Source organism: Bradyrhizobium sp. HKCCYLRH3061 (assembly GCF_051168015.1).
GTDB lineage: Bacteria > Pseudomonadota > Alphaproteobacteria > Rhizobiales > Xanthobacteraceae > Bradyrhizobium.
In genome coordinates this window covers 430259-455463 of record NZ_JBNPUE010000001.1, presented here as the reverse complement: position 1 = coordinate 455463, position 25205 = coordinate 430259, and the positions used below count along the sequence as shown (strand labels likewise).

Annotated in this window: 20 protein-coding genes and 1 other RNA gene; 18 read left to right on the top strand and 3 right to left on the bottom strand. The window is 67.3% G+C overall.

The features are described 5' to 3' along the window. Window positions 1-156 precede the first annotated feature (156 nt). A complete protein-coding gene (locus ACQR2C_RS02200; RefSeq protein ID WP_434880327.1) occupies window positions 157-1974 on the top strand; it encodes an ABC transporter ATP-binding protein in 1818 nt (605 codons plus the stop codon). 48 nt (window positions 1975-2022) lie between these two features. On the opposite strand, the gene rnpB is transcribed toward ACQR2C_RS02200, so the two are convergent. Continuing rightward, window positions 2023-2463, bottom strand: an RNA gene (rnpB, locus tag ACQR2C_RS02195) — RNase P RNA component class A. 140 nt (window positions 2464-2603) lie between these two features. Between rnpB and ACQR2C_RS02190 the strand changes: the two genes are divergently transcribed. Together ACQR2C_RS02190 and ACQR2C_RS02185 are read left to right on the top strand one after the other, a co-directional pair. After that, complete coding sequence (locus ACQR2C_RS02190) at window positions 2604-2957, top strand: YciI family protein (protein WP_315802106.1); 354 nt, start codon at window positions 2604-2606, stop codon at window positions 2955-2957. A 33-nt stretch (window positions 2958-2990) separates the two neighbouring features. Next, window positions 2991-4235: an RNA polymerase sigma factor gene (locus ACQR2C_RS02185; protein WP_434880326.1), complete on the top strand. Its 1245-nt coding sequence runs from the start codon at window positions 2991-2993 to the stop codon at window positions 4233-4235. Window positions 4236-4239: 4 nt separating this feature from the next. Here ACQR2C_RS02185 and ACQR2C_RS02180 read toward each other — a convergent pair whose 3' ends face one another. After that, the gene (locus tag ACQR2C_RS02180) at window positions 4240-5091 is read right to left on the bottom strand and encodes an N-acetylmuramoyl-L-alanine amidase (RefSeq protein WP_434839313.1); all 852 of its coding nucleotides are present in this window, start codon (window positions 5089-5091) and stop codon (window positions 4240-4242) included. A 527-nt stretch (window positions 5092-5618) separates the two neighbouring features. Between ACQR2C_RS02180 and rsmH the strand changes: the two genes are divergently transcribed. The 10 genes from rsmH to ACQR2C_RS02130 all read left to right on the top strand — a co-directional run bounded on the left by rsmH (window position 5619) and on the right by ACQR2C_RS02130 (window position 17785). Then, a complete protein-coding gene (gene rsmH / locus ACQR2C_RS02175; protein WP_434880325.1) occupies window positions 5619-6614 on the top strand; it encodes a 16S rRNA (cytosine(1402)-N(4))-methyltransferase RsmH in 996 nt (331 codons plus the stop codon). A gap of 3 nt (window positions 6615-6617) precedes the next feature. Beyond that, window positions 6618-7010, top strand: coding sequence for a cell division protein FtsL (gene ftsL / locus ACQR2C_RS02170; protein WP_315713444.1), 393 nt, complete (start codon window positions 6618-6620; stop codon window positions 7008-7010). Next, entirely contained in the window at window positions 7007-8755 is a 1749-nt protein-coding gene (locus ACQR2C_RS02165; protein WP_315802110.1) for a peptidoglycan D,D-transpeptidase FtsI family protein, read from the top strand. The genes ftsL and ACQR2C_RS02165 overlap by 4 nt, the downstream gene beginning before the upstream one ends. A 71-nt stretch (window positions 8756-8826) precedes the next feature. Continuing rightward, window positions 8827-10287 carry a UDP-N-acetylmuramoyl-L-alanyl-D-glutamate--2,6-diaminopimelate ligase gene (locus tag ACQR2C_RS02160; protein WP_434880324.1) on the top strand — a complete coding sequence of 487 codons (1461 nt, stop codon included), beginning with the start codon at window positions 8827-8829 and terminating at the stop codon, window positions 10285-10287. Continuing rightward, window positions 10284-11660: a UDP-N-acetylmuramoyl-tripeptide--D-alanyl-D-alanine ligase gene (locus tag ACQR2C_RS02155; protein WP_434880323.1), complete on the top strand. Its 1377-nt coding sequence runs from the start codon at window positions 10284-10286 to the stop codon at window positions 11658-11660. Before ACQR2C_RS02160 ends, ACQR2C_RS02155 begins: the two co-directional genes overlap by 4 nt. Window positions 11661-11846: 186 nt before the next feature. Beyond that, complete coding sequence (mraY, locus tag ACQR2C_RS02150) at window positions 11847-12953, top strand: phospho-N-acetylmuramoyl-pentapeptide-transferase (RefSeq protein WP_315802113.1); 1107 nt, start codon at window positions 11847-11849, stop codon at window positions 12951-12953. A gap of 1 nt (window position 12954) precedes the next feature. Continuing rightward, window positions 12955-14355, top strand: coding sequence for a UDP-N-acetylmuramoyl-L-alanine--D-glutamate ligase (gene murD / locus ACQR2C_RS02145; RefSeq protein WP_315802114.1), 1401 nt, complete (start codon window positions 12955-12957; stop codon window positions 14353-14355). A 243-nt stretch (window positions 14356-14598) separates the two neighbouring features. Then, the gene (gene ftsW, locus ACQR2C_RS02140; RefSeq protein WP_315802115.1) at window positions 14599-15750 is read left to right on the top strand and encodes a putative lipid II flippase FtsW; all 1152 of its coding nucleotides are present in this window, start codon (window positions 14599-14601) and stop codon (window positions 15748-15750) included. Window positions 15751-15797: 47 nt separating this feature from the next. Then, complete coding sequence (gene murG, locus ACQR2C_RS02135; protein WP_434880322.1) at window positions 15798-16901, top strand: undecaprenyldiphospho-muramoylpentapeptide beta-N-acetylglucosaminyltransferase; 1104 nt, start codon at window positions 15798-15800, stop codon at window positions 16899-16901. 26 nt (window positions 16902-16927) lie between these two features. Then, window positions 16928-17785: a helix-turn-helix domain-containing protein gene (locus tag ACQR2C_RS02130; RefSeq protein WP_434880321.1), complete on the top strand. Its 858-nt coding sequence runs from the start codon at window positions 16928-16930 to the stop codon at window positions 17783-17785. Window positions 17786-17789: 4 nt separating this feature from the next. Here the strand turns inward: ACQR2C_RS02130 and ACQR2C_RS02125 are convergent, their stop codons facing one another. Continuing rightward, complete coding sequence (locus ACQR2C_RS02125) at window positions 17790-18527, bottom strand: carbonic anhydrase (RefSeq protein WP_315802175.1); 738 nt, start codon at window positions 18525-18527, stop codon at window positions 17790-17792. 350 nt (window positions 18528-18877) lie between these two features. Between ACQR2C_RS02125 and murC the strand changes: the two genes are divergently transcribed. The 5 genes from murC (at window position 18878) to ftsA (ending at window position 25151) form a co-directional block, all read left to right on the top strand. Continuing rightward, window positions 18878-20281, top strand: a complete 1404-nt coding sequence (gene murC / locus ACQR2C_RS02120; protein ID WP_315802118.1) for a UDP-N-acetylmuramate--L-alanine ligase — start codon at window positions 18878-18880, stop codon at window positions 20279-20281. Between the two features lie 214 nt (window positions 20282-20495). Next, the gene (murB, locus tag ACQR2C_RS02115) at window positions 20496-21419 is read left to right on the top strand and encodes a UDP-N-acetylmuramate dehydrogenase (protein WP_434880320.1); all 924 of its coding nucleotides are present in this window, start codon (window positions 20496-20498) and stop codon (window positions 21417-21419) included. Window positions 21420-21489: 70 nt separating this feature from the next. Next, a complete protein-coding gene (locus ACQR2C_RS02110) occupies window positions 21490-22491 on the top strand; it encodes a D-alanine--D-alanine ligase family protein (protein WP_434880319.1) in 1002 nt (333 codons plus the stop codon). Between the two features lie 297 nt (window positions 22492-22788). Then, window positions 22789-23835, top strand: a complete 1047-nt coding sequence (locus tag ACQR2C_RS02105) for a cell division protein FtsQ/DivIB (RefSeq protein ID WP_315802121.1) — start codon at window positions 22789-22791, stop codon at window positions 23833-23835. After that, window positions 23832-25151: a cell division protein FtsA gene (gene ftsA, locus ACQR2C_RS02100; RefSeq protein ID WP_008964399.1), complete on the top strand. Its 1320-nt coding sequence runs from the start codon at window positions 23832-23834 to the stop codon at window positions 25149-25151. Before ACQR2C_RS02105 ends, ftsA begins: the two co-directional genes overlap by 4 nt. Window positions 25152-25205 lie beyond the last annotated feature (54 nt).

Below are 25205 nucleotides of genomic sequence, written 5' to 3'. Positions count from 1 at the left end.
TGCACCCGCTCGATGCCTGTTCTGGTGTTCGGCCGCTCGCTTTGAGCACCACCGCCTAACTTCCCAACGCCTGATTACTCATCCGCAGACCGCGCGCCGCGTCACGTCTGCATTATTTGGAGCCGGCTGGCGCTGCGCGCGCGGCCGGATGATGCCATGACCGTCGACGTCTCCGGCCTGAAGGCCGACAAGCGTCCCGCCGCCATCCGCGTCGTGATGCCGTTCGTGTTCCGCCACTGGCTGAAGCAGCCGCGCATGACCCTCGGCATTGCATGCGCGCTGCTGGGCGCCACCGCCGCCGACCTGTTCATGCCGGTGTTCTCCGGCAAGCTCGTCGATGCGCTGACGCTCGGCCCGGCAAACGGCGATGCGCGACATGCCGCGCTGGTGGCATTCGCCGGCATCGTCGCGCTGGGCTTCGCCTCGATCGTGCTGCGATTGTCGGGCCTGCAACTGATCGTGCCGTTCACCCTGCGCATCATGTCCGACGTGGCGCGCGACGCCTTCGTGCGCGTGCAGCGGTTCTCGACCGACTGGCACGCCAACAGTTTCGCCGGCTCCACGGTGCGCAAGATCACCCGGGGAATGTGGGCGCTCGACCTCTACAACGACACTATCCTGCTGGCCCTGCTGCCGTCGCTGTCGGTGCTGCTGGGCTCGATGGTGCTGCTCGGCCTGCATTGGGGCGCGCTGGGTGGGGTCATCGCCGTCGGCGCGGTGCTGTACGTCGCGATGACGGTGGCGTTCTCGACCCGGTACATCGCGCCCGCGGCGCGCATCTCCAATGCCTGGGACACCAAGGTCGGCGGCACCCTGGCGGACGCGCTGAGCTGCAATGCGGTGGTGAAGTCGTTCGGCGCCGAGGCGCGCGAGGACTCCAGGCTGATGCGCGTCGTCAGCCGCTGGTCCCGGCGCGTCAACCGTACCTGGCTGCGCTACAACACCACGGCTGCGACGCAACTCGGCGTGCTCTTGTGCCTGCGCTCCTCGGTGATCGGCGGCGCCGTCCTGCTGTGGATGGCGGGCAGGGCCTCGCCGGGCGACGTCACCTATGTGCTGACCAGCTACTATGTGATCCATGCCTATCTGCGCGACGTCGGCATGCACATCAACAACTTGCAGCGTGCGGTCAACGACATGGACGAGCTGGTGGCGATCCATGGCGAGCCGATCGGCATCGTCGATGCCGCCGATGCCAGGCCGATCGCCGTGACGGGCGGCCACATCGTGTTCGACGCGGTGACGTTCCACTATGGCGGTCATCGTGCACCGCTGTACGACCGGCTGTCGGTGGACATCCGGCCGGGCGAACGGATCGGCCTCGTCGGGCGCTCCGGCTCCGGCAAGACGACCTTCGTCAAGCTGGTACAGCGGCTGTACGACGTGAGCGGCGGCCGGATCCTGATCGACGGGCAGGACATCGCCCATGCGAAGCAGGACTCGCTGCGCAGCCAGATCGCGATCGTGCAGCAGGAGCCGATCCTGTTCCACCGCTCGCTGGCCGAGAACATCGCCTATGGCCGGCCGGGCGCCAGCCAGGCGGAGATCGAGCAGGCGGCGCGGCTTGCGAACGCGCATGAGTTCATCACGCGGCTGCCGAAGGGCTACGGTACGCTCGTCGGCGAGCGCGGCGTCAAGCTGTCGGGCGGCGAGCGGCAGCGGGTGGCGCTGGCGCGCGCGTTCCTGGCGGATGCGCGCGTGCTGATCCTGGACGAGGCGACCTCGAGCCTGGATTCGGAATCGGAGGCGCTGATCCAGGAGGCGATGGAGCGGCTGATGAAGGGCAGGACCGCGATCGTGATCGCGCATCGGCTGGCAACTGTGCGCAGCCTCGACCGCATCCTGGTGTTCGATCGTGGCCGCATCGTCGAGCAGGGCAGCCACGCCGCGCTGGTCGGCAAGCCTGGCGGACTCTATCGCAGCCTGTTCGAGCGGCAGGCCATCGAGTTCGGCCAGCTCTCGGCGGCGGGATAACACAAATGGTGAGGGGCCCGGCGCTGTCGGCGCCGAGCCCCTCATGAACATATCAGCCGGCCTGTAAGCCGGGTTCTGTAGGGCACCGCCACACTTGCGCATGACGATACGCGACGGCCATTCCTCTGGGATCGCGCTTGCGCGTGACCTCGGGCAACCTACCCGGACGGCGAGCCTGACATCGCTCCCGCGGACGTCATCGCCTGACACAAAGTGCCTGGGCGATTGTCTCCGCGTGGCCGTCCCTATTCGGTTTTGCTCCCGGTGGGGTTTACCATGCCGGTTCCGTTGCCGGCCCCGCGGTGCGCTCTTACCGCACCTTTTCACCCTTACTTGCCTCCCTCGCGGGAGGAAGCGGTTCGTTCTCTGTGGCACTGTCCCTGGGGTCGCCCCCGCCGGACGTTATCCGGCACCGCATGTCGATGGAGCCCGGACTTTCCTCCCCGGCGGCCTTTCGGCGCTTGCCGGAGCGGCCGTCCGGCCGACTGATGCGGCCTGAATGGGGCTTTCCGAGCAGCACGTCAAGCCATCGCCATGCCGGCGAAAAATACTATCCTTCGCGTGTCGTTCCATGTCGGCGCCGTTCGACTGGATGTCGGCGATCCAGCCGAACATGAGGAGCAAGTCCGATGCAGTATCTGTTGATGATCTATCTGAACGAGGTCGAATACGCGAAGATGGAGAAGGCGGCCGAAGGGAAGATGCTGGCGGAATATCAGGCCTTCACCCAGTCCATCATCTCGAGCGGCAACTACAAGGGCGGCGATCGGCTGCAGCCGACCACGACGTCGACCACCGTGCGGGTGCGGGACGGCAAGATCCTCACGACCGATGGTCCGTTCGCCGAGACCCGCGAGCAGCTCGGCGGCTACTACATGATCGAGGCCAAGAATCTCGACGAGGCGATCGGGATTGCCGCGCGGATTCCCGGCGCCCGGCTCGGCTCGATCGAGGTGCGGCCGGTCTGGCAATACAATCATTGAGACCGGTGCGGCTCGCTGCCGAAAAGGTCACCGATGACGCCCGATGCGATCGACAAGGTGTTCCGCGATGAGGCCGGCCGCGCACTCGCGACCTTGATCCGGCTCGTCGGTGACTTCGATCTGGCCGAGGACGTGCTGCAGGATGCGTTCGCTGCGGCGCTGCTCAAATGGCGGGGGTCCGACGCTCCCGCCAACCCGCGGGCGTGGCTGGTCAATGTCGCCCGCAACAAGGCCATCGATCGCATCCGGCGGCGGAGCAATTTTCGCGACAAGGAGGCGGAGATCGTTCATGCGATCGAGCGTGATGCCGCCAGCGACGACGCCGACGCGCCGGCCGATCTCGACGACGACATGTTGCGGCTGATCTTCATCTGCTGCCATCCGTCGTTCGCGCCGGAGGTCCAGGTCGCGCTGACGCTGCGCACGGTCTGCGGCCTCACCACCGCCGAGGTCGCCCGCGCTTTTGTCACCGGCGAGGAGACGATGGCGCAGCGCCTGGTCCGCGCCAAGCAGAAGATCCGCCTTGCCGGCATTCCCTACGAGGTGCCGGGACGCGAGGCGCTCGAGGAGCGGCTGCGCGGCGTCCTGACCGTGATCTATCTGGTGTTCACCGAGGGCTATCTCGCGACCTCCGGCACGGAGCTGATTCGCGAGGATCTCGCGCGCGAGGCGATCCGGCTGGGTCGGCTGCTGCTTGGCTTGATGCCGGAGGCGCGCGACATCAAGGGCCTGCTCGCGTTGATGCTGCTGCACGATGCGCGGCGCGCCGGCCGAACCGATGCGGCGGGCGACATGGTCCTGCTGGAGGAGCAGGACCGCTCGCTGTGGAATCGCGAGCAGATCGCCGAAGGGCTGGGGCTGGTCGAACAGGCGCTGGGCATGAAGGGGCTGCCGCAGTCCTACACGGTCCAGGCGGCGATCGCCGCGCTTCATGCCCAGGCGTCCAGTTACGCTGAAACGGACTGGCGGCAGATCGTGGGCCTCTACGAGGTTCTGCTGCGGATCGCGCCTTCGCCGGTGATCGAGCTCAATCATGCGGCAGCCGTCTCGATGGTCGACGGTCCGGAGCGGGCGCTGGCGCTGGTTGATGCGCTGGCCGCGCGTGGCGGATTGAAGCAGTACGATCTGCTGCCGGCAGTGCGGGCGGACCTCCTGCGGCGGCTCGGCCGGCGCGACGAGGCACGCGCGGCCTATCGCGAGGCGAGCGCGGCCACGCAGCTCGCGCCGCTCAGGCGTCTCTATGCACGCCGGCTCGGGGAGCTCGACGCGGAGGCCTGACGCGTCAGACGCGCGGCGCCTGATCCTCGGCCGGCAGGCTCGTCAGCAGCGCATGCAACGTCCACAAGGTCGAGCGGTCGGCGATGCCGTCGATCTTTTCGGGGCGGAAGTGTCGCTGGAACGCCGTGACCACATCCATGGTGATGCCGTCGAATTTGCCGGTGATCGGCACGCCATAGCCGTATTTGGCGAGCGCCTTCTGCAGGCCCTTGACGTCGTCGCCGATGCTGCCGAGCTTCAGCGTCTCGCCCTTGGTGATCGCCGCCGGCTGCACCCAATGGCCGACGCCGGAATTCGCCAGCGAATGCCACGGAAATTTCTCGCCCGGATCCTTCTTGCGCGCGGGCGCGACGTCGGAATGCCCGAGCACGCGATGCGCCGGGACGTTGCGGCGGAGCATGATGCCCCGGCACAGCGCGATCACCGCCGCGATCTGCCGCGGTGGGAAATCCGGATAGCCCCAATCGTGGCCGCGATTGACGATCTCGACGCCGATCGAGCAGGAATTGATGTCCTCCTCGCCGCCCCATGACGAGAGACCCGCGTGCCATGCGCGCAAGGCCTCCGGCACGCACTGGACGATGCGTCCGTCCTCGAGCACGACGTAATGCGCGGAGACCTCGCTGCCGGCGGTACACAGCTTGGTGATCGCCCCTTCGACATCCGGCATGCCGGTGTAGTGCAGAATGATCATGTCCGGCTGGCGCCCGCCCTTGCGCTCGCCGAAATTGGCCGACGGGATGACGTCGGAGGCGACCGACGAGTCCGGCGTAAAGACCGGCAGGTCGGCAACGCCTTTGGGGATCGGCAGCGCACGGGAACGCTTCGATTCCGGCTTGTCGGAGGGATTGGGCATGAACGACTCGAAGCGGACGGCGGCGGCGATGGCTCAAACCGGATATGGGCAGGCACTACTCTTTTACATGTCCCAGCCGCAATCGAAATCGCATGCGAGCCCTCGATATTGAGCCGACCGTTGTATCGCGACGGCACGTCCGCCGACCGGCGCGCCGGCTCTGCTTCGCACTCCAAGTACCTAACATCCGCCACAGACCGTCAACGGTTTGTTAACGCTAAACGCCGTTACTGAGTGGTGAAGAGCCAAGCCGGCTTTCGGGACGGCAAGCCGCCACGATGCAAGGTCCTGCACGGCAGATTACGATCGAAACCGGTTCCGGGGCGCTCCGGCGCCGTGCGATCGCTGTCGGATCGAGGGTCTCGACGTGGCCGGATCGTGCTGCTGATGTCGTGACGGCTCCACGGATGACGGAGCGTCCCGAGAGATGGCTTGGCGAATTGACGGGGCGCGAGGATCGAAGGCGCGATGGGCTCGCTGCCGACCAAAATCAGTCTGAAGCAACGGCGCGCTCGCGGAGCGGCCGCGTGAGTACGGCTGACCAGCGACACGTCCCGGTGCTCGGCCCCGAAGCGGTCGAGATGCTGGCGCCGCGCGACGGCGGAACCTACGTCGATGCGACCTTTGGCGCCGGCGGCTATACGCGCCTGATCCTGGCGATGGCGGGAACACGGGTCATCGGGATCGATCGCGACAGCACTGCAATCGCCGGCGGCGCTGGTCTCCTCGCCGAAGCGGGCGATCGCCTGAAACTGGTCGAGAACCGCTTCTCGGCATTGGCCGACATCTGTGCATCGCAAGGCCTCACGCATGTCGACGGCGTCGTGATGGATGTCGGCGTCTCCTCGATGCAGCTCGACTCCGCCGCGCGCGGCTTCTCGTTCAGGTTCGACGGCCCGCTCGACATGCGGATGGGCGGCACGGGACCGACGGCCGCCGATGTCGTCGCCCACGCTGCCGAGCGCGCTCTGGCCGACGTCATCTATATCTTTGGCGAAGAGCGGCACTCGCGCGCCGTGGCGCGGGCCATCGTGGCCGCGCGCAAGGAACAGCCGGTCACGACGACGCGGCAGCTTGCCGACATCGTCGCGCGCGTGGTGAGATCCAAGCCTGGCGACATCCATCCGGCAACGCGCACGTTCCAGGCGTTGCGCATTCTCGTCAACGAGGAGCTCTTCGAGCTCGAACAGGCGCTGTCGGCCGCGGAGCGCGTGTTGGCACCGGGCGGCCGGCTGGCGGTCGTCTCGTTCCATTCGCTCGAGGACCGCATCGTCAAGACGTTCCTCGCCGAGCGCAGCAGAACCGGCGGCGGCTCGCGCCATTTGCCCGAGATCGCGCAGGAGGCACCGAGCTTCCAGCTGCTCAACCGCAAGCCGGTCGTGGCCGCGGAGGCCGAGACCGACGCCAATCCGCGGGCGCGGTCCGCCAAGCTGCGCGGTGCCGAGCGTACGGCCGCGCCGGCGCACGCTTCGGCATCTTCTTCGCCCTGGCCGCGCCTGGCCGATGTCCTGCGAGGAGGCTGACCGATGCGCCTCCTGCACCTCGTCGTGATCTGCTCGCTGATCTTCGCGGCGGCCTATGTCTATCGCATCAAGATGGACTCCACGGCACGGGTCGAGCGCGTGCTGCAATTGCGCGCCGAGATCCGCGAGCAGCGCGAGGCCATCGCAGTGTTGCGCGCGGAATGGGCCAAGCTCGACGCGCCGCTGCGGCTGCAAGGGCTGGTCGAGCGGCATCTGCCGCTGAAGCCGCTCAACGCCACGCAATACGACAGCCTGAAGAATCTGCCGGAGCGGCCCCCGCGATTTGCGCGACCGGACAATCCGGATCCGATCGGATCGATGATCGATGCGATCGACGCGATCAACGAAGAGCCCCCCGTGACCGGGTCAGTGCGTCGCCCGGAGGATCAGCAATGACCGATCAGCTTCGGCCCGACGTCAAGCCGCAGGAACCCTGGCGGCAACGTCTGGTGCGCACGCTGCTGTATGGGCGCGATGTCGATCGGACTGCCAAGGCGCGCGCGCGCGTCGGCCTCGCGATCATTGCCTTTGCCGCCGTCTACGCGGTGATCGGCGGCCGCCTCGTGATGTTCGCGATCGGCTCGGATGGTCCGAGCGCGCGGCGCGCCGCGCAGCAGGACGCCATCGCCACCGCGCGCCCCGATATCGTCGACCGCAACGGTGCCGTTCTCGCCACCGACGTGAAGACGCCGAGCCTGTTCGCCGAGCCGCGTCGCCTCATCGACAAGGACGAGGCGATCGAGCTACTGACGGCGACCTTGCCGGATCTCGATACGGGCGAGGTCCGCGACCGACTGATGTCGCGCAAGGGCTTCGTCTGGTTGAAGCGCGAGATGACGCCGAAGCAGCAGCAGGACATTCATCGCCTCGGCCTGCCGGGCATCGGCTTCCTGCGCGAGAACAAGCGTGTCTATCCGACCGGCAACGAGGTGGCGCATCTGATCGGCCTGGTGAACATCGACAACCAGGGCATCGCCGGCATGGAGAAGTGGCTCGACAATCAGGGTCTCGCCGACCTGCATCGCGCCGGCTTCGCCACCGACCGACTGCAGCGGCCGGTTGAACTGTCGGTCGACCTACGCGTCGAGCATGCGCTGCGCGACGAACTGCTCAAGGCCAAGGAGAAGTTCAAGACCAAGGCGGCCTCCGGTCTCGTCGTCAATGTCAGGACCGGCGAGATCATCGCCATGGTGTCGCTGCCGGATTTCGATCCCAACAACCCGAAGGAAGCGCACGATCCAGACCGGATCAACCGCCTCACCACGGGTGTCTACGAGATGGGCTCGACCTTCAAGGCGTTCACCCTCGCGATGGCGCTCGACACCGGCAAGTATGATCTCAACTCGCTGTGGGATGCGCGCGGGCCGCTGCACTACGGCAAGTTCGCCATTCACGACGACGAGCCGAAGGGCCGCTTCCTTACCATGAAGGAGGTGTTCACCTTCTCCTCCAACGTCGGCGCCGCCAGGATCGCTTTGACTCAGGGCGTCGAGGGCCACAAGGCATTCCTGCGCAAGATGGGCCAGTTCGACCGGTTGCGCACCGAGTTGCCGGAGAGTGCCTCGCCGATCCTGCCCAAGCGCTGGAGCGAATTGAACACGATCACGATCGCGTTTGGTCACGGCATGGCGGTGGCGCCGCTGCAGGGCGTGATGGGCGTCAGCGCGCTGGTCAATGGCGGCTATCTGATCCCGCCGACCTTCATGAAGCGCACCGAGGCGGAGGCGATGCAGGTCGCCAAGCGCGTGATCAAGCCGGAGACCTCCGAAAAGATGCGCTATCTGATGCGTCTGAACGCCGAGATCGGCACCGCGCGCAAGGCTGACGTGAAGGGCTACTACATCGGCGGCAAGACCGGCACCGCCGAGAAGGTGATCAACGGCCGCTACGCCAAGAAGAAGGTGCTGACCCTCTTCACCGCAGTGATCCCGGCGGACAAGCCAAAATACCAGCTGCTGATCATGCTGGACGAGCCGCAGCCGTTGAAGGAAACCTATGGCTTCATCACCTCGGGCTGGAACGCGGTGCCGACCGCCGGCAACGTGATCTCCCGGATCGGGCCGCTGCTGGGAATCGAGCCCCGGTTCGACCTGCCGCCGTCCGACCGCCAAATTCTTGCGGCATCGCGGCTGACACAGTAAGCCGTCGTCGAATCGCAGGCTTTGGAGCTGCCGCCATCCCCGGGCGGGGCCAGGACTGGCACGGAACCAGGATGAAACTTCACGACCTCCTGGGCGATCAGGCGACGCTCGACGCTCCCATCGCCGCAGTCGAGATATCCGGCCTCGCCGTCGACAGCCGCGCCGTGCGGCCCGGCGACCTGTTTTTTGCACTCTCCGGCACCAAGACCGATGGTTCCCGCTTCATTGCGGCGGCGATCGCGGCCGGCGCGGTCGCCGTGGCCGGCGCGGCGGGATCTGGAGCAGGGCTGGCCGTTCCATTCATCGCGCTGCCGAACCCGCGGCGGGCGCTCGCGCTGGCTGCGTCGCGGTTCTATCCGCGCCAGCCGGCAACGATTGCCGCCGTCACCGGCACCAGCGGCAAGACGTCGGTCGCCGCCTTCACGCGGCAGATCTGGCAGAAGCTCGGCCACAGCTCGGCCAGCATCGGGACCGTCGGGCTGGTGTCGGACAAGCGCACCGTCTACGGCTCGCTGACGACGCCCGATCCGATCGCGCTGCATCGGCAGATCGACGAGATCACGCAGGACGGCGTCACCCATCTGGCGTTCGAGGCCTCGTCGCATGGGCTCGATCAGTTCAGGCTCGACGGTGTCAGGGTCTCGGCCGGCGGGTTCACGAACCTGTCGCGCGACCACATGGACTATCATCCGGATATCACGCACTACCTCAACGCCAAGCTCAGGCTGTTCCGCGATCTCGTTCCGCCGGGCGGGCCTGCGGTGATCTCGGCCGATCATGAGTGCTCGCCGGAGGTCATCGCTGCGGCGCAGACGCGCGGTCTTCGCCTGATGACGGTGGGGACCCATGGCGATGGCGCGGGCGAGGGCATCCGTCTCGTGGCCGCTGCAATCGACGGCTTTGCGCAACAGCTCCAGATCCAGCATTGCGGCCGCATGCATGCGGTCCGGCTGCCGCTGGTCGGCGCGTTTCAGATCGAGAATGCGCTGGTCGCAGCGGGCCTTGCGATCGGCACCGGCAGCGATCCGCAGGCCGTGTTCGAAGCGCTCGAGCAGCTCGAGGGCGCCAAGGGCCGGCTTGAGCTGGTCGGCGAGCACAATGGTGCGCCCATCTTCATCGACTACGCGCACAAGCCGGACGCGCTCGCCAAGGCGCTGCATGCACTGCGGCCCTATGCCGCCCGAAAACTCGTCGTCGTGTTCGGCGCCGGCGGCGACCGTGACACCGGCAAGCGTCCCTTGATGGGCGCGATCGCCGCCGAAGAGGCCGACAGCGTCATCATCACCGATGACAATCCGCGCAGCGAGGATCCGGCTGCGATCCGCGCCGCGATCCTGGCGGCCGTACCCGGGGCGCGCGAGATCGGCGACCGGGCGGAGGCGATCCGGGTCGCCATCGGCGAGCTGCAGCTCGGCGATGCGCTCGTGATCGCCGGCAAGGGCCATGAGACCGGACAGATCATCGGCAGCAATATTCTGCATTTCAGCGATCATGAAGCGGTCGCGGACGCGTTGGCATCGAGGACATCATGACGAAGGCGCTGTGGACCGTGGCAGAGGCGGCGCGCGCGCTCGGCCTCACCGGCGACTATCCGGAGACTCGAATCGACTTCGTCACGCAGGACAGCCGCGCGGTGAAGCCCGGCAGCCTGTTCGTGGCGCTGAGCGGCACGCCGAGTGGCGGCTTCGTGTCGAGCTTTGCCTCCAGCCGCGATGGCTGGGAGTTTGCGGCGAACGCCGAAGCGGCTGGCGCGGTGGCGATGATCGTGCCGCACAGGATCGATGGCGTCACCGTGCCGCAGCTCGTGGTGCCGGACACGCTGATCGATGGGCTGTGGGCGCTGGCGCGCGCCGCGCGGGCGCGCTTCCACGGCCCGGTGATCGGGTTGACCGGCAGCGCCGGCAAGACCTCGACCAAGGAGTTCATCGCCGCCTATCCCGGCGCGTCCGCGAGTCCGTCCAGCTTCAACAATTTCTGGGGCGTGCCGCTGACGCTGTGCAACGCCGATCCCTCCGCTTCGGTCTGGGTCGTCGAGATGGGCATGAACCAGACAGGCGAGATCGCGCGGTTGACGGAGCTGTCGCAGCCGACGGTGGCGCTGGTCGTCAACGTCCAGCCGGTGCATCTGGAGAAGCTCGGCAGCCTGGAAGCGATCAGGAAAGAGAAGGTCTCGATCGCGCGCGGTCTGCCAGCCGATGGCGTCCTCGTGCTTCCCTCAGATCTCGCGGCGCCGGAATGGACGGGCAAGGTGATCCGCTTCGGCGGCGATGCGGAGGTGCGCGAGCTCTCGCACAACTCGCGCGGCGAAGCCTGGGATGTGATCGCCGATGTCGCCGGTCGTCGCGTCGCATTCGCGCTGACGCCCGGTGCGCCGCATCGCCTGCACAATGCGCTGGCGGCGCTGGCCTCGATCGCAGCGGCCGGGCTCGATCCGGCGCTGCTCGCGCAGACGCTCGGCCATGTCGGCATCATGACGGGCCGTGGCGTCGAGCAGACCGTCGGCGACATCGTTCTCATCGACGACAGCTTCAACGGCAATCCGGCCAGCATGGCGGCAGCGCTCGACAGTCTGCAGGCGCGACCGGTGCGGGGGCGGCGCATCGCCGTGATTGGCGACATGCTCGAGCTCGGCGCCGAGGCGCCGGCCTATCATCAGGGGATGGTGGCTCATCTCGCCGGGGTCGATGGCGTCTATTGCGTCGGTCCGCTGATGCGTCACCTGTTCGACAGCCTGCCGCACGCAAAGCGGCTCGGCTGGCACGAGGATCCGGTGACGCTGGATCCCGGCCGGGTCGCGGCGCTGCTGGCGCCGGGCGACGTCGTCGTCATCAAGGGCAGCAAGAAGATCTTCTGGGTCAACAAGTTCGTGTCGAAGCTCGCCGCGGCGCTGCAGCGGCCCGCTTGAAAATCGGGCGATATCGCGGCGCGGCAGAACGATATTTTCCACTGGCGGTCGAAGCGATCGTGCCGGACGGGTCTTTCCGCCGGCCTATGATTCGCACCCGGCCCCGATCATGGTTAAAAGAGGCTGGACCGGATTCGCGAGCGAATCCGTGTTCGCGGTCTCGGTGAGGCGGCATAGGCGGGTTGGATGTTCTACTGGTTGATCGAGCTGACGAATACGTTTCCGAGCCTGTCCGTGTTTCGCGGATTGCTGAACGTGTTCCGCTACATCACGTTCCGTACGGGCGGCGCGGTCGTCACCGGGGCGCTGTTCGTGTTCCTGTTCGGGCCGTGGATCATCGATCATCTGCGCCTGCGCCAGGGCAAGGGCCAGCCGATCCGCACCGACGGCCCGCAATCGCACATCATCAGCAAGAAGGGCACGCCCACGATGGGCGGCCTGATGATCCTGTCGGGCCTCGTCGTCTCCACCGTGCTGTGGGCCAATCCGCTCAACCCCTACGTCTGGATCGTGCTCGCGGTGACGCTCGGCTTCGGCTTCGTCGGCTTCTATGACGACTATCTGAAGGTGACCAAACAGTCGCATTCCGGCTTTGCCGGCAGACTGCGTCTGCTGATCGAGGCTGCGATCGCGCTGGTCGCCTGTTATGCGCTGGTGCGGCTCGGGCGCGATCCGTCCGCGACCGGGCTTGCCATTCCGTTCTTCAAGGAACTCGTCATCAAGTTCGGCTGGCTCTACGTCATCTTCGGCGCGTTCGTCATCGTCGGCGCCGGCAATGCCGTCAACCTGACCGATGGACTCGACGGCCTGGCCATCGTCCCGGTGATGATCGCCTCCGCCAGCTTCGGTCTGATCGCCTATCTCGCCGGCAACGCGGTGTTTTCCGATTACCTGCAGATCCATTATGTCGCGGGCACTGGCGAGCTTGCCGTGCTGTGCGGCGCGGTGCTCGGCGCGGGCCTCGGCTTCCTCTGGTTCAACGCCCCGCCGGCGTCGATCTTCATGGGTGACACCGGCTCGCTGGCCCTCGGCGGCATGCTCGGATCGATCGCGGTCGCGGTGAAGCACGAGATCGTGCTGGCGGTCATCGGCGGCCTGTTCGTGCTGGAGGCCGTGTCGGTGATCGTGCAGGTGGCCTCGTTCAAGCTGACCGGCAAGCGCATCTTCAAGATGGCGCCGATCCACCATCATTTCGAGCAGCTCGGCTGGACCGAGCCGCAGATCGTGATCCGGTTCTGGATCATCTCGGTGATGCTGGCCCTGGTCGGTCTCTCGACCTTGAAGCTGCGCTGACATGATCCCCGTTACCTCATTTGCCGGCAAGACCGTCGCCGTCTTCGGGCTCGGCGGCTCGGGGCTGGCCTCCTGTCATGCTCTGCGGGCCGGCGGGGCCGAAGTGATCGCGGCCGACGACGGCGCCGATCGGATGACGGAAGCGGCGAAGGCAGGCTTCATCACCGCCGATCTGCGCACCGTCTCCTGGGCGAACTTCGCCGCGCTGGTGCTGGCGCCCGGCGTGCCGCTGACCCATCCGGTCCCGCATTGGAGCGTGTTGAAGGCGCGCGAGGCCGGGGTCGAGGTGATCGGCGACATCGAGCTGTTCTGCCGCGAGCGCAGGCGGCACGCGCCGGATGCGCCATTCGTCGCGATCACCGGTACCAACGGCAAGTCGACCACGACGGCGCTGATCGCGCATCTGATGCGCGTCGCCGGCTACGATACCCAGATGGGCGGCAATATCGGCACCGCGATCCTGTCGCTGGAGCCGCCGCGCATGGGCCGCGTCCACGTGATCGAGATGTCGTCCTACCAGATCGACCTGACGCCGTCGCTCGATCCGGGCGTCGGCATCCTGCTCAATGTCAGCGAGGACCATATCGACCGCCACGGCACGATCGAGAACTATGCGGCGGTGAAGGAGCGGCTGGTGGCGGGTGTCCAGTCCAAAGGCACCGCGATCGTCGGTGTCGACGACGGTTTTTCGCGGGCGATCGCCGATCGGCTCGACCGGGGCGGCAAGCGCGTCGTGCGCATCTCGGTGAAGAACCCGCTGGCCGATGGGCTGTACGTCGAGCACGAGACGATCGTGCGCAGCGCGGGGGGCGCGCGCAGCGAGGTCGCACGTCTCGGTGGCATCGGCTCGCTGCGCGGTCAACACAACGCCCAGAACGCCGCCTGCGCCGCCGCTGCCGCGCTCGCGATCGGGGTCAGGGAGGATGTGCTGCAGCAGGGGCTGCGCAGCTTCCCAGGTCTGGCGCACCGCATGGAGCAGGTCGGCCGCCGCGGCAACGTGCTGTTCGTGAACGACTCCAAGGGCACCAACGCAGATGCGACCGCGCATGCGCTGTCGTCCTTTGCCGACATCTTCTGGATCGCCGGGGGCAAGCCCAAGGCGGGCGGCATCACCAGCCTCGCCGGCTTCTTCCCGCGCATTCGCAAGGCCTATCTGATCGGCGAGGCGGCTTCCGAGTTCGCCGGAACGCTTGGCGACAAGGTGCCGCACGAGATGTCCGGCACGCTGGAGGTCGCGGTCGCGCAGGCTGCCGCCGATGCGGAGGCCTCGGGATTAAAGGATGCCGTCGTGCTGCTGTCGCCGGCCTGCGCTTCCTTCGATCAGTTCCGCAACTTCGAAATCCGCGGCACGCATTTCCGCGACCTGGTGCAGGCGCTGCCGGGTGTGGAGCGGGTTGTCTAGGCCGCAAACACCGCTGTCGTCCCGGCGAACGCCGGGACCCATACCCGCAGGGAGCAACTTGAGGCACGCCGGCCATTGGCTCTTTGCCCATCACGACGGCTACGGCGTATGGGTCCCGGATCGGCGCCGCGACGCGCTGGCGCGCGCCACGGCTTGTCCGGGACGACAGTTGAGAGGCCCTTAACCCTTCGATAACCATCCTGGGCGCCAATGGGCCGATGTCTCGGCTCAGGTGGACGCCCGATGCTCTCCCGTGAAGAACGCAATCCGCTGTCCGACTGGTGGTGGACGGTCGACAAGCCGCTGCTCGGCTCCATCCTCGCGCTGATGCTGTGCGGGGTGATCCTGTCGCTCGCGGCCAGCCCGCCGGTGGCGACCCGGATCGGGCTCGATCCGTTCCACTTCTTCAACCGACACGTCCTGTTCCTGTTGCCGTCGTTCATCGTGCTGATCGGCGTGTCCTTCCTGTCGCCGCGCCAGATCCGGCGCAGCGCGCTGGTGGTGTTCACGATCGCCATCGTGCTGATCGTGCTGACGCTCGCGATCGGCCCGGAGGTGAAGGGCTCGCGGCGCTGGATCACGCTGATCGGCGTCAACATCCAGGCGTCCGAGGCGGCGAAGCCGGCCTTCGTCGTCGTTTCCGCCTGGTTGTTCTCGGAATCCGCGCGGCGGCCCGACATGCCGGCGACCACCATGGCGCTGGTGCTGCTGCTGATGCTGGTGTCGCTGTTGGTGATGGAGCCGGATTTCGGCCAGACCATGCTGATCCTGATGGTCTGGGGCTCGCTGTTCTTCATCGCCGGCATGCGCATGATCTGGGTCGCGGGTCTCGCGGGCGCCGCCGCCGCCGGCCTGTTCGGCGCCTATCTCCTGGTCCCGCACGTCGCCGGCCGCATCAAGCGCTTCATGAACCCGGCCTCGGGCGACACCTTCCAGGTCGACACCGCGATGGAGGCGTTCTCGAATGGCGGCTGGTTCGGCCTTGGGCCGGGCGAGGGCATCGCCAAGCGCAGCCTGCCGGACAGTCACACCGATTTCGTGTTCGCGGTCGCCGCCGAGGAGTTCGGCATCATCCTGTGCCTGGCGCTGGTCGCGCTGTTTGCGTTCATCGTGATCCGCACGCTGTCGCGCGCCTATGCGACCGAGGACAGCTTCGCGCGTTTCGCAGCGTCGGGCCTCGCGATCCTGTTCGGCATCCAGGCGGCCATCAACATCTCCGTCAACCTGCAGCTGATCCCGGCCAAGGGCATGACCTTGCCCTTCATCTCCTACGGCGGTTCCTCGATCGTGTCGCTCGCCTATGGCGTCGGCATGATGCTGGCGCTGACCCGGCAGCGGCCGCGGATGGAGGTCGAGGCAGGCGACGCAGCCGGCGCGGTGCGCAATTACGCTTGAGGTCGCCTTGCTCGCAATGACGACACATTGCCTGTAAACAAGCCCGCATGACCTCAACCGCGCCTCTCATTCTGCTCGCGGCCGGCGGCACCGGCGGCCATCTGTTTCCTGCTGAAGCGCTCGGCGTCGAGCTGATCAGGCGCGGCTATCGCGTCCGTCTCGTCACCGATGCGCGCGCGCTGCGCTACAGTGGCCTGTTCACCAAGGACATGATCGACGTGGTGCCGAGCGAGACGGTGCGCAGCCGCTCGCCGGTCGCACTCGCGCGGACCGCGCTGCTGCTCGGCACCGGCACCCTCGCGGCCTTCAACCTGATGCGGCGGCTCAAGCCCGCGGCCGTGATCGGCTTCGGCGGCTATCCGACCGTGCCGCCGCTGCTGGCGGCACGCCTCGCCGGCGTGCCCAGCCTGATCCACGACGCCAATGCCGTGCTCGGCCGCGCCAACCGCTTCCTGTCCGCGCATGTGAAGGCGATCGCGACCTCGTTGCCGGGTGTGCTCGACCGCGATCCCGCGCTGTCGGCCAAGACGACCACGGTCGGCACCCCGATGCGACCTGCCATCCTCGAAGCCGCGGGCGTGCCCTATGTCCCGCCGGAGACCGCCGGGCCGCTGCGGCTGCTCGTGGTCGGCGGCAGCCAGGGCGCGCGCATCATGAGCGACATCGTGCCCGGCGCGATCGAGCGGCTGGAGCCGGCGCTCTGGGGCCGGCTGATGCTGACCCAGCAGGTGCGCCAGGAGGACATGGCGCGGGTGCGCGCGGTCTACGACCGGCTGAAGATCAACGCCGAGCTGCAGCCGTTCTTCACCGACCTGCCGGCGCGGCTCGCCGCCAATCATCTCGTGATCTCGCGCTCAGGCGCCGGTACCGTGGCCGAACTCGCCGCGATCGGCCGGCCCTCGATCCTGGTGCCGCTGCCCGGCGCCATCGACCAGGACCAGTTCGCCAATGCCGGCGTGCTGTCGGACGCGAGCGCCGCGATCCGGATCGTGCAGACCGAATTCACCTCCGACAGGCTGGCCTCCGAGATCTCGGCGCTCGCCGCCGAGCCCGCGCGCCTCGCCGCCATGGCGCAGGCCGCGCGCGCGGCCGGCCGGCTCGATGCCGCGGAACGTCTGGCCGATCTCGTGATCAGGACGGCGGCGCTCTAGTCGCGCGAGCGCATGGTGATCCCAAGATGAACCGGAGCTCCGACGATGGCGGCATCCTGCCCGACGATCGTCCGATGCGCTTGCGGCGGCATCCGTCCTTCGTGCCTGTGCTCGTGGAATTCTGCGACCGGCTGATTGCGCCGCTGCGCGGCCAGCGCCTGATGATCAAGCTGTTCGGTCAGCGCGCTCCGACGGAAATCGCTGCGCATATCGTGATGATGCATATGTCGGCGCGCAAGCCGGTCGAGCGGCCGACACTGACGCGTCTGCAGATGCGGCTGCCGGGTCCGCGGCAGACGGCGGCGTTCGTCGCGGTGTTGCGCGGTCTGTCGCTGGTGACCGTCGAGCGAGATCCCGAGGACGCTCGTATCCGCTATCTGGTGCCTGGCCCCGTCATCCTCGAGGGACTGCGAGGCTGGCTTGCCATGCACCTGGATTGCCACGCGCGGTTGACGCAGTCCGATGGACTGAGCCTTCGTCTGCAGGACGACGCCGCGTTATTTGCGGAGACGATCCGGCAATGTGCGGGCTGGCTCTGCCGCGACAACCGGCCGCTGACGGGCTTTCCCGATCTCGCCTGGACCGACGAGCACGACAGCGGCATCCATCTGGCCCTGACGCTCGTCGCCCGGTCCGCGGTTGGGCGCGAGGCCATCGCGATTTCGACGGCGGAGCTTGCGACCTCGCTCGGCGTCTCGCGCTCCCATATCCGCAATCTGCTGGCGACCATGGAGGGCCGTGGTCTGCTGCGCTTCGGCGACGGGCGCCGGCATCTGACGCTGACGCCGGGTTTCGTGGCTTCCGTGGAAGCCTGGTTCTGCCATCAGGTATGCTGGCTCGCGGCCGCAGCCGCGCGTGCGGATCGCGCGCTGCGGCCGGCTTGAGGCGTCAGATCATGGTGACCCGGCCGGTGCCGATGTCATAGATGCCGCCGACGATCTTCACCTTGCCCTCGGCGACCATGCGGCCGACGATCGGCTTGGCAGTCGAGAGGCGCCGGACATTGTTGCGGACGTTCTCCGCGGTGGCTTCGGCCAGCAGATCCTGCGGCTTCTTCGCGATCGCTGCCTCGACGCCGGGTTTGAGCGCATTGATCAATGCGGGCAGGTGGCCTGGCAGTTTGGTGCCGTCCTTGAGCACCTTGATCGTCGCATCGATGGCGCCGCAGCCGCTGTGACCGAGCACCAGCACGAGAGGCGTGCCGAGGAACTTGACGCCGTATTCGAGGCTGGCGAGGCCGTCGTCATTGACGAAATTGCCGGCGACGCGGACCACGAACAGCTCACCGGGCGCCTGATCGAACACCAGCTCGGGCGCGACCCGGGAATCTGCGCAGCTCACGATCGCGGCGATCGGGTATTGGGCCGCGGCGCGCGCCGCCCGGCCGGCCGAAAAATCCTTGTTGTCGAGATTGCCGGCGACGTAGCGCGCATTGCCATCGACGATGCGTTTCATCGCGTCATCCGGAGAGATGGCGTTGGGCGGCATTGCGCTGTCGTTCGCCTGCTTGGCTTCCTTGGCAAACGCCGGAAGTGCGCCGACCGCCGCGGCAGCCAGCACTGCGCCGCCGCCGAGCAGCCGGCGGCGGGACAATACGGGAGGGTGCGTTTCACACAGCGAGCACATCGGCGAGGGTTCTCCATCAAAGATTGAAATATGCGTGCCCGGCACGCCGGCCGCACGGCTACTCATGCCACGCGAACTGACGCAGTGAGCGCGCAAAAATTGCAGGTATCCCGTTGGGAGGGGGCGGCATGTGATCGCGCTTAATAATTCGTGAAGGGAGGGAACTCTTGGCCGATCGCCGCCGGCCGGGCTGCCAAAATCGGCTAAAACCGGTCGAACGCCTGCGAATTTGGCACTTCTTACTGCCCAGGCGGACTTGTCCAGGTCGGCCATGTCTTGCAAGAAGGGCTGATGATTCGCGGCCGCCCCCTCCGGTGGGGACGCCCGGAACCCTTGAGACGAGACGCCCCATGAGACTGCCGCGCGAGATCGGACCCATCCACTTCGTCGGGATCGGCGGCATCGGCATGAGCGGCATCGCCGAGGTGCTGTGCAATCTCGGCTACACGGTGCAGGGCTCCGACGCCTCCGACAACGCCAATGTCGCGCGGCTGCGCGAGAAGGGCATCACCGTCAGCGTCGGGCACAAGGCCGAGAATGTCGCGGGCGCCGACGTCGTGGTGGTCTCGACCGCGATCAAGCGCGACAATCCGGAGCTGATGGCCGCGCGCGCCCAGCGCATCCCGGTCGTGCGGCGTGCCGAGATGCTGGCCGAGCTGATGCGGCTGAAGAGCTGCGTCGCGATCGCCGGCACCCATGGCAAGACCACGACGACATCGATGGTCGCGGCGCTGCTCGATGCCGGCGGCCTCGATCCGACCGTCATCAATGGCGGCATCATCAATGCCTACGGCACCAATGCGCGGCTCGGCGCCGGCGAATGGATGGTGGTCGAGGCCGACGAGAGCGACGGCACCTTCCTGAAGCTGCCGGCGGATGTCGCCATCGTCACCAATGTCGATCCCGAGCATCTCGATCACTTCAAGACCTTCGAGGCCGTGCAGGACGCGTTCCGCGCCTTCGTCGAGAACGTGCCGTTCTACGGCTTCGCGGTGATGTGCATCGATCATCCGGTGGTGCAGGCGCTGGTCGGCAAGATCGAGGACCGCCGCATCATCACCTATGGCGTGAACCCGCAGGCCGATGTCCGGCTCGTCGACCTCGCGCCGATGGGCGGCGGCTCGTCGTTCAAGGTCGTGTTCCGCGACCGCAAGAGCGGTGAGACGCACGAGATTGCCGACATCGCGCTGCCGATGCCAGGCCGGCACAATGCCTCGAACGCAACGGCGGCCATTGCGGTCGCGCGCGAGCTCGGCCTGTCCGACGAGGCCATCCGCAAGGCGATTGCCGGCTTCGGCGGCGTCAAGCGCCGCTTCACCCGCACCGGCGAGTGGAACGGCGTCACCGTGATCGACGACTACGGGCATCACCCCGTCGAGATCGCCGCCGTGCTGAAGGCGGCGCGCGAATCGACCAACGGCAAGGTCGTCGCCGTGGTGCAGCCGCATCGCTACACCCGGCTGCAGTCGCTGTTCGAGGAGTTCTGCACCTGCTTCAACGACGCGGACGCGGTCGTCGTCGCCGACGTCTATCCGGCGGGTGAGGCGCCGATCGAGGGCATCGATCGCGACCACTTCGTCCTGGGCCTGCGCGCCCACGGCCATCGCGACGTGGTGCCGCTGCCGAAGGCCGCCGATCTCGCTCGTATCGTCAAGGACCTCGCCAAGCCCGGTGACCTCGTCGTGTGCCTCGGCGCCGGCAACATCACGCAATGGGCCTACGCGCTGCCCGGCGAGTTGAAGGCACTGGGGTGAGGGCGGTGTTGAACCAGCCGTTCACCGAGAAAGTCAGGCCACTCGACGTAGCCTCTCCGTTCCCTCCCCCCTTGTGGGGGAGGGGCAGGGAGGGGGGTGAGCCGCAGACTCCGGAGTGCGTGGTCCCCCCCTCCCTAGCCCTCCCCCACAAGGGGGGAGGGAACGGAGCGTGCTACGTCGCAACGACGTCGGCCCAAACGAGGCAGGCCGCCGCATGACCTTTCCCGACATCACCCCCGATCTCAAAACGGCCATGCCGGAGCTGCGCGGACGGCTGCTCGCCAATGAGACGCTCGCGCCGCTCACCTGGTTTCGTGTCGGCGGACCGGCGCAGGTGCTGTTCACGCCGGCGGATGCCGACGACCTCGCCTATTTCCTAAAGCACCTCCCAACGGATATCCCGCTCTACGTCATCGGCGTCGGCTCCAACCTGATCGTGCGTGATGGTGGCGTCCCCGGTGTCGTGATCCGGCTGGCGCCGCGCGCGTTCGGCGAGGTCAAGGCGGAAGGCGACATCGTCACGGCCGGCACCGCCGCGCTCGACAAGCGCGTCGCGGAGGTCGCCGCGTCGGCCAACCTCGCGGGCCTGGAATTCCTGTTCGGCATTCCCGGCACCATCGGCGGGGCGCTGCGGATGAATGCCGGCGCCAATGGCGGCGAGACCAAAGACATTCTCATTGAAGCGATCGCTGTCGACCGAAACGGCGAGACGCACCGCTTCAACAATGCCGAGATGAAGTTCACCTATCGCGCGAGCGGCGTCGATCCGGCGCTGATCTTCACGGCCGCGCGCTTCCGCGGCACGCCCTCGGCGCCGGAGGCGATCCGGGCGCGCATGGCGGAGGTGCAGGCGCATCGCGAGACGGCGCAGCCGATCCGCGAGAAGACGGGCGGCTCGACCTTCAAGAATCCGCCGGGACATTCCGCCTGGAAGCTGGTCGATGCCGCCGGCTGTCGTGGACTCAGGGTCGGCGGCGCCCAGGTCTCGGAAATGCACTGCAACTTCCTGATCAACACCGGCAGCGCTAGCGCCGACGACATCGAGACGCTCGGCGAGACCGTGCGTGAGCGGGTCAAGGCGAGCTCGGGCATCGAGCTGCAGTGGGAGATCAAGCGGATCGGAATCAAGGCGAGCTGATCGAGCCGCAGGCTCACGTGACGTCAGCGCAATCGCGACCGCAATTGTGAGATCAATCGAGAAGACATTGATGCGCACCACGATTTTGTTCGGCGGCTCCAACAAGGAGCGTCTCGTCTCGGTCGCGAGCGCGAAAGCCCTGCACGCGGCATTGCCCGAGGCGGACCTGTGGTTCTGGGACGCCGATGACAGCGTGCATCAGGCCAGCGGCCAAGCGCTGGCCGCGCATGCCAAGCCGTTCGAGGAGCCGTTCACCGCCGATGGCGCCAGGATCGGCACGCTCGGCGAGGCGATCGATCGCGCCGGGGCCGAAGATCGGGTCCTGGTGCTCGGCCTGCATGGCGGCCGGGCGGAGAATGGCGAGCTTCAACTGATGTGCGAGCTTCGTGGTGTGCCGTTCACCGGCTCGAGCTCGGCGGCCTCGCACCTCGCCTTCGACAAGGTTGCCGCCAAGCGCTTCGCCGTGCTCGGCGGTGTCACGGCGGCCGAGGGTGTCGCGCTGGATGATGCCGAGGCTGCGCTCGCGCGCTACGGCCGGCTGATCGCGAAGCCCGTGAAGGATGGCTCGAGCTTCGGCCTCATCTTCGTCAACGCCAGCCAGGACCTCGTCGCCGTCAAGGCAGCGGCCGCGACCGAGGAATATCTGATCGAGCCGTTCGTCACCGGGACCGAGGCGACCTGCGGCGTGCTCGAGCAGGCCGACGGATCGCTGATCGCGCTGCCGCCGATCGAGATCCTCCCCGCCGATGGCGCCTTCGACTATTTCGCGAAGTACCTCGCGGCGGCGACGAAGGAAATCTGTCCGGGCCGCTTCAGTCCGGAGATCACTGCGGCGCTCCAGGCTGAGGCGATCAAGGCGCATCGCGCGCTGTCCTGCGGCGGCTACTCGCGCACGGACTTCATCGTCGCGGCCAACGGTCCGGTTTATCTGGAGACCAATACCCTGCCGGGCCTGACGGCCGCCTCGCTCTACCCGAAGGCTCTGGCGGCCCAGGGCATCGCCTTTGTCGATTTCCTCAATCAGCAGATCGCCCTGGCCGAGAGGCGCAGCCGCCGATCCGGCGTGCGATAGGCGCACCGGAAGAACCCGGCCCGGCGTCCCCCGGTGGTTCCTGTAACCCGTAAAATGCTTAAGAATTCCGGGCAAGGTCCTCATAAATCGGAGAAAAAATTCGTCTCCTCGGACTGATTTTACTTTTTGTTTACCAGGACGTCCGAAGGTTAACGCTGGCGCCTCAGTGGTGCTCGGCTGCCAGGTCGGGCCGTCGTGACGAACCGCGTCGCGATGGTCGGAAGGGATCCGGTCGGCCGGGACCGTGGGCGTGGGTCCGCGAGTATCTGCGGGCGCAACAGTTGATGAGCTCGTGCAATGGATGGTGCAGGACGCCTCGCTCGATCGCAGAGGCCTCAAGCTGACCTGAAAGCCGCTGCCCTTGGCGCGGCAATCCTGCTGCGCGAGTATGTCTCGGCCCGCCTTCCGCGTGTCCGCTTTGCGCGAGGCACGAAGCAAGGCAGGCGATCCATCCGACGAGACCTTGCGCCGGCGCAGGCCGCGCTCGCGCCGATGGTCGAGCGCGAGGCGCCGCCGCGCGTGGTCGAACTCGTCGAGCGCTATCTGCCGCGCCGGCTCGGCACCGTGGCGACGGTGGTCCTCTTGTTCGGCAGTGTCTGGCTCGGCATCGTCAAGGGCGGCCATGCGCAGGACGTCAGCGTGGCGTTGTCCGACACCCGCAACGCGCTCGCCAATGCGGCCGGGTTCCGCATCACGGCTGTTGCGATCAACGGCCGGAAGCAGCTTACCCAGGACGAGATCCTCGCGGTCGGCGGCGTTACCGGCCGCTCCTCGTTGCTGTTCCTGGATGCCGCCGCAGTGCGTGACAGGCTCAAAGCCAACCCCTGGATCGCCGACGCCACGGTGCAGAAGTTCTTTCCGAACCAGCTGCAGATCGACGTCGTCGAGCGCAAGGCGTTCGCGCTCTGGCAGCAGGACGGTCGCCTCTCGGTCATCGCCGAGGACGGCGCCGTGCTCGAGCAATATGTCTCGCGCCGCTTCCTGACGCTGCCGCTCGTGGTCGGCAAGGGAGCCGAGAGCCGCGCGCGCGATTTCCTGGCGCTGCTCGCCCGCTACCCGCAGGTGCGCGCGGTCACCAAGGCCGCCGTGTTCGTCGGCGAGCGGCGCTGGAACCTGCGGACCAAGGACGGCCTCGACATTCGCCTGCCCGAACATGATGTCGGCAACGCGCTCGCGACCCTGACCCAGCTCGATCAGGACGACAAGCTGTTCTCGCGCGACATCGTCGCCATCGACCTGCGGCTGCCGGACCGGCTGACGGTGCAGCTCTCCGAGGATGCGGGCAAGGCGCGCGACGAGCTGTTCAAGGACAAGAAGTCCAAGAAGAAGGCCGGTGACGCATGACCGGCTTCGATCGCCAGACTCCGAAGACGCGCCCGATGGGCCAGAAGCGCACCGCGCTCGTGGCCTCGCTCGACGTCGGCACCAGCAAGATCGCCTGCATGATCGCGCGGCTGAAGCCGGCGCCGCCGAGCGACGCGCTGCGCGGCCGCACCCACGCCGTCGAGCTGATCGGCTACAGCCAGATCCAGTCGCGCGGCGTCAAGGCCGGCGCCGTCGTCGATCCCGTCGAATGCGAGCAGGCGGTGCGGCAGGCGGTCGCGCTGGCCGAGCGCATGGCGAAGGTGCGGGTCGAATCCGTGCTGCTGCCGGTCGCGGGCGGCCGCGTCATGGGCCACCTGATCGAGGCCACCTCGGACATTCGCGGCGGCGCCGTCACCCAGGCCGATGTCAGCCGCGTCACCTCGACCGGCATGCACCACGCCACCGGCGACGGGCGCGCGGTGCTGCATGCCTTGCCCGTCGGCTACACGCTCGACGGCGTGAAGGGCATCCGGGATCCCCGCGGCATGCTGGCGCGGCAGTTCGGCGTCGACATGAACGTCGTCACGACCGACGCCACCGTGGCCAAGAACCTGATGCTCGTGGTCGAGCGCTGCCACCTCAACGTCGAGGCGATGGCGGCAAGCCCGTATGTTGCCGGGTTGTCGGTGCTGACCGACGACGAGGCCGATCTCGGCGCCGCCGTGGTCGAGATGGGGGCGGGCACCACGACGATCGCGATCTATTCCGGCGGCCGTTTCGTCCATGCCTCCGGTTTTGCGCTCGGCGGGCATCACGTGACCATGGATCTTGCGCGCGGACTATCAGCGTGCATTGCAGATGCCGAGCGAATCAAGACGTTATATGGCACGGTGCTGACTGGCGGGTCCGACGCGCGTGAGTTGATGTCTGTTCCGACGGCCGGTGACAACGAGCGGGATGTTCCGCAGATCGTGTCCCGCGCCACCATCGCGAACATCGTCAGGCACCGCGCAGAGGAGATTTTTGAAATGGTCCGCGACCGGCTGAAGGATTCGCCCTTTGCGGCAGAACCCAAGGCGCGCGTCGTCCTCAGCGGAGGCGCCTCCCAGCTGACGGGGCTGGTCGAGCTTGCGACCCGGATCCTCGACCGCCCGGTGCGTGTCGGCCGCCCGCTCGGCTTCGGTCGTCTCCCCAACGAGGCCAAGAACGCCGCCTTCGCGGTGCCGACGGGGCTGCTGGTCTATCCGCAATACGCGCACCTCGAACACGTCGAACCGCGGCATACGCGGCAGGTCGGGACAGGAACCGACGGCTACTTCGGAAAGGTCGGACGATGGCTACGCGAGGGCTTCTGATGACCGGTTTCCACCCCATGCGATTTTCAACAACACCAACCGCGGCCGGCGGCC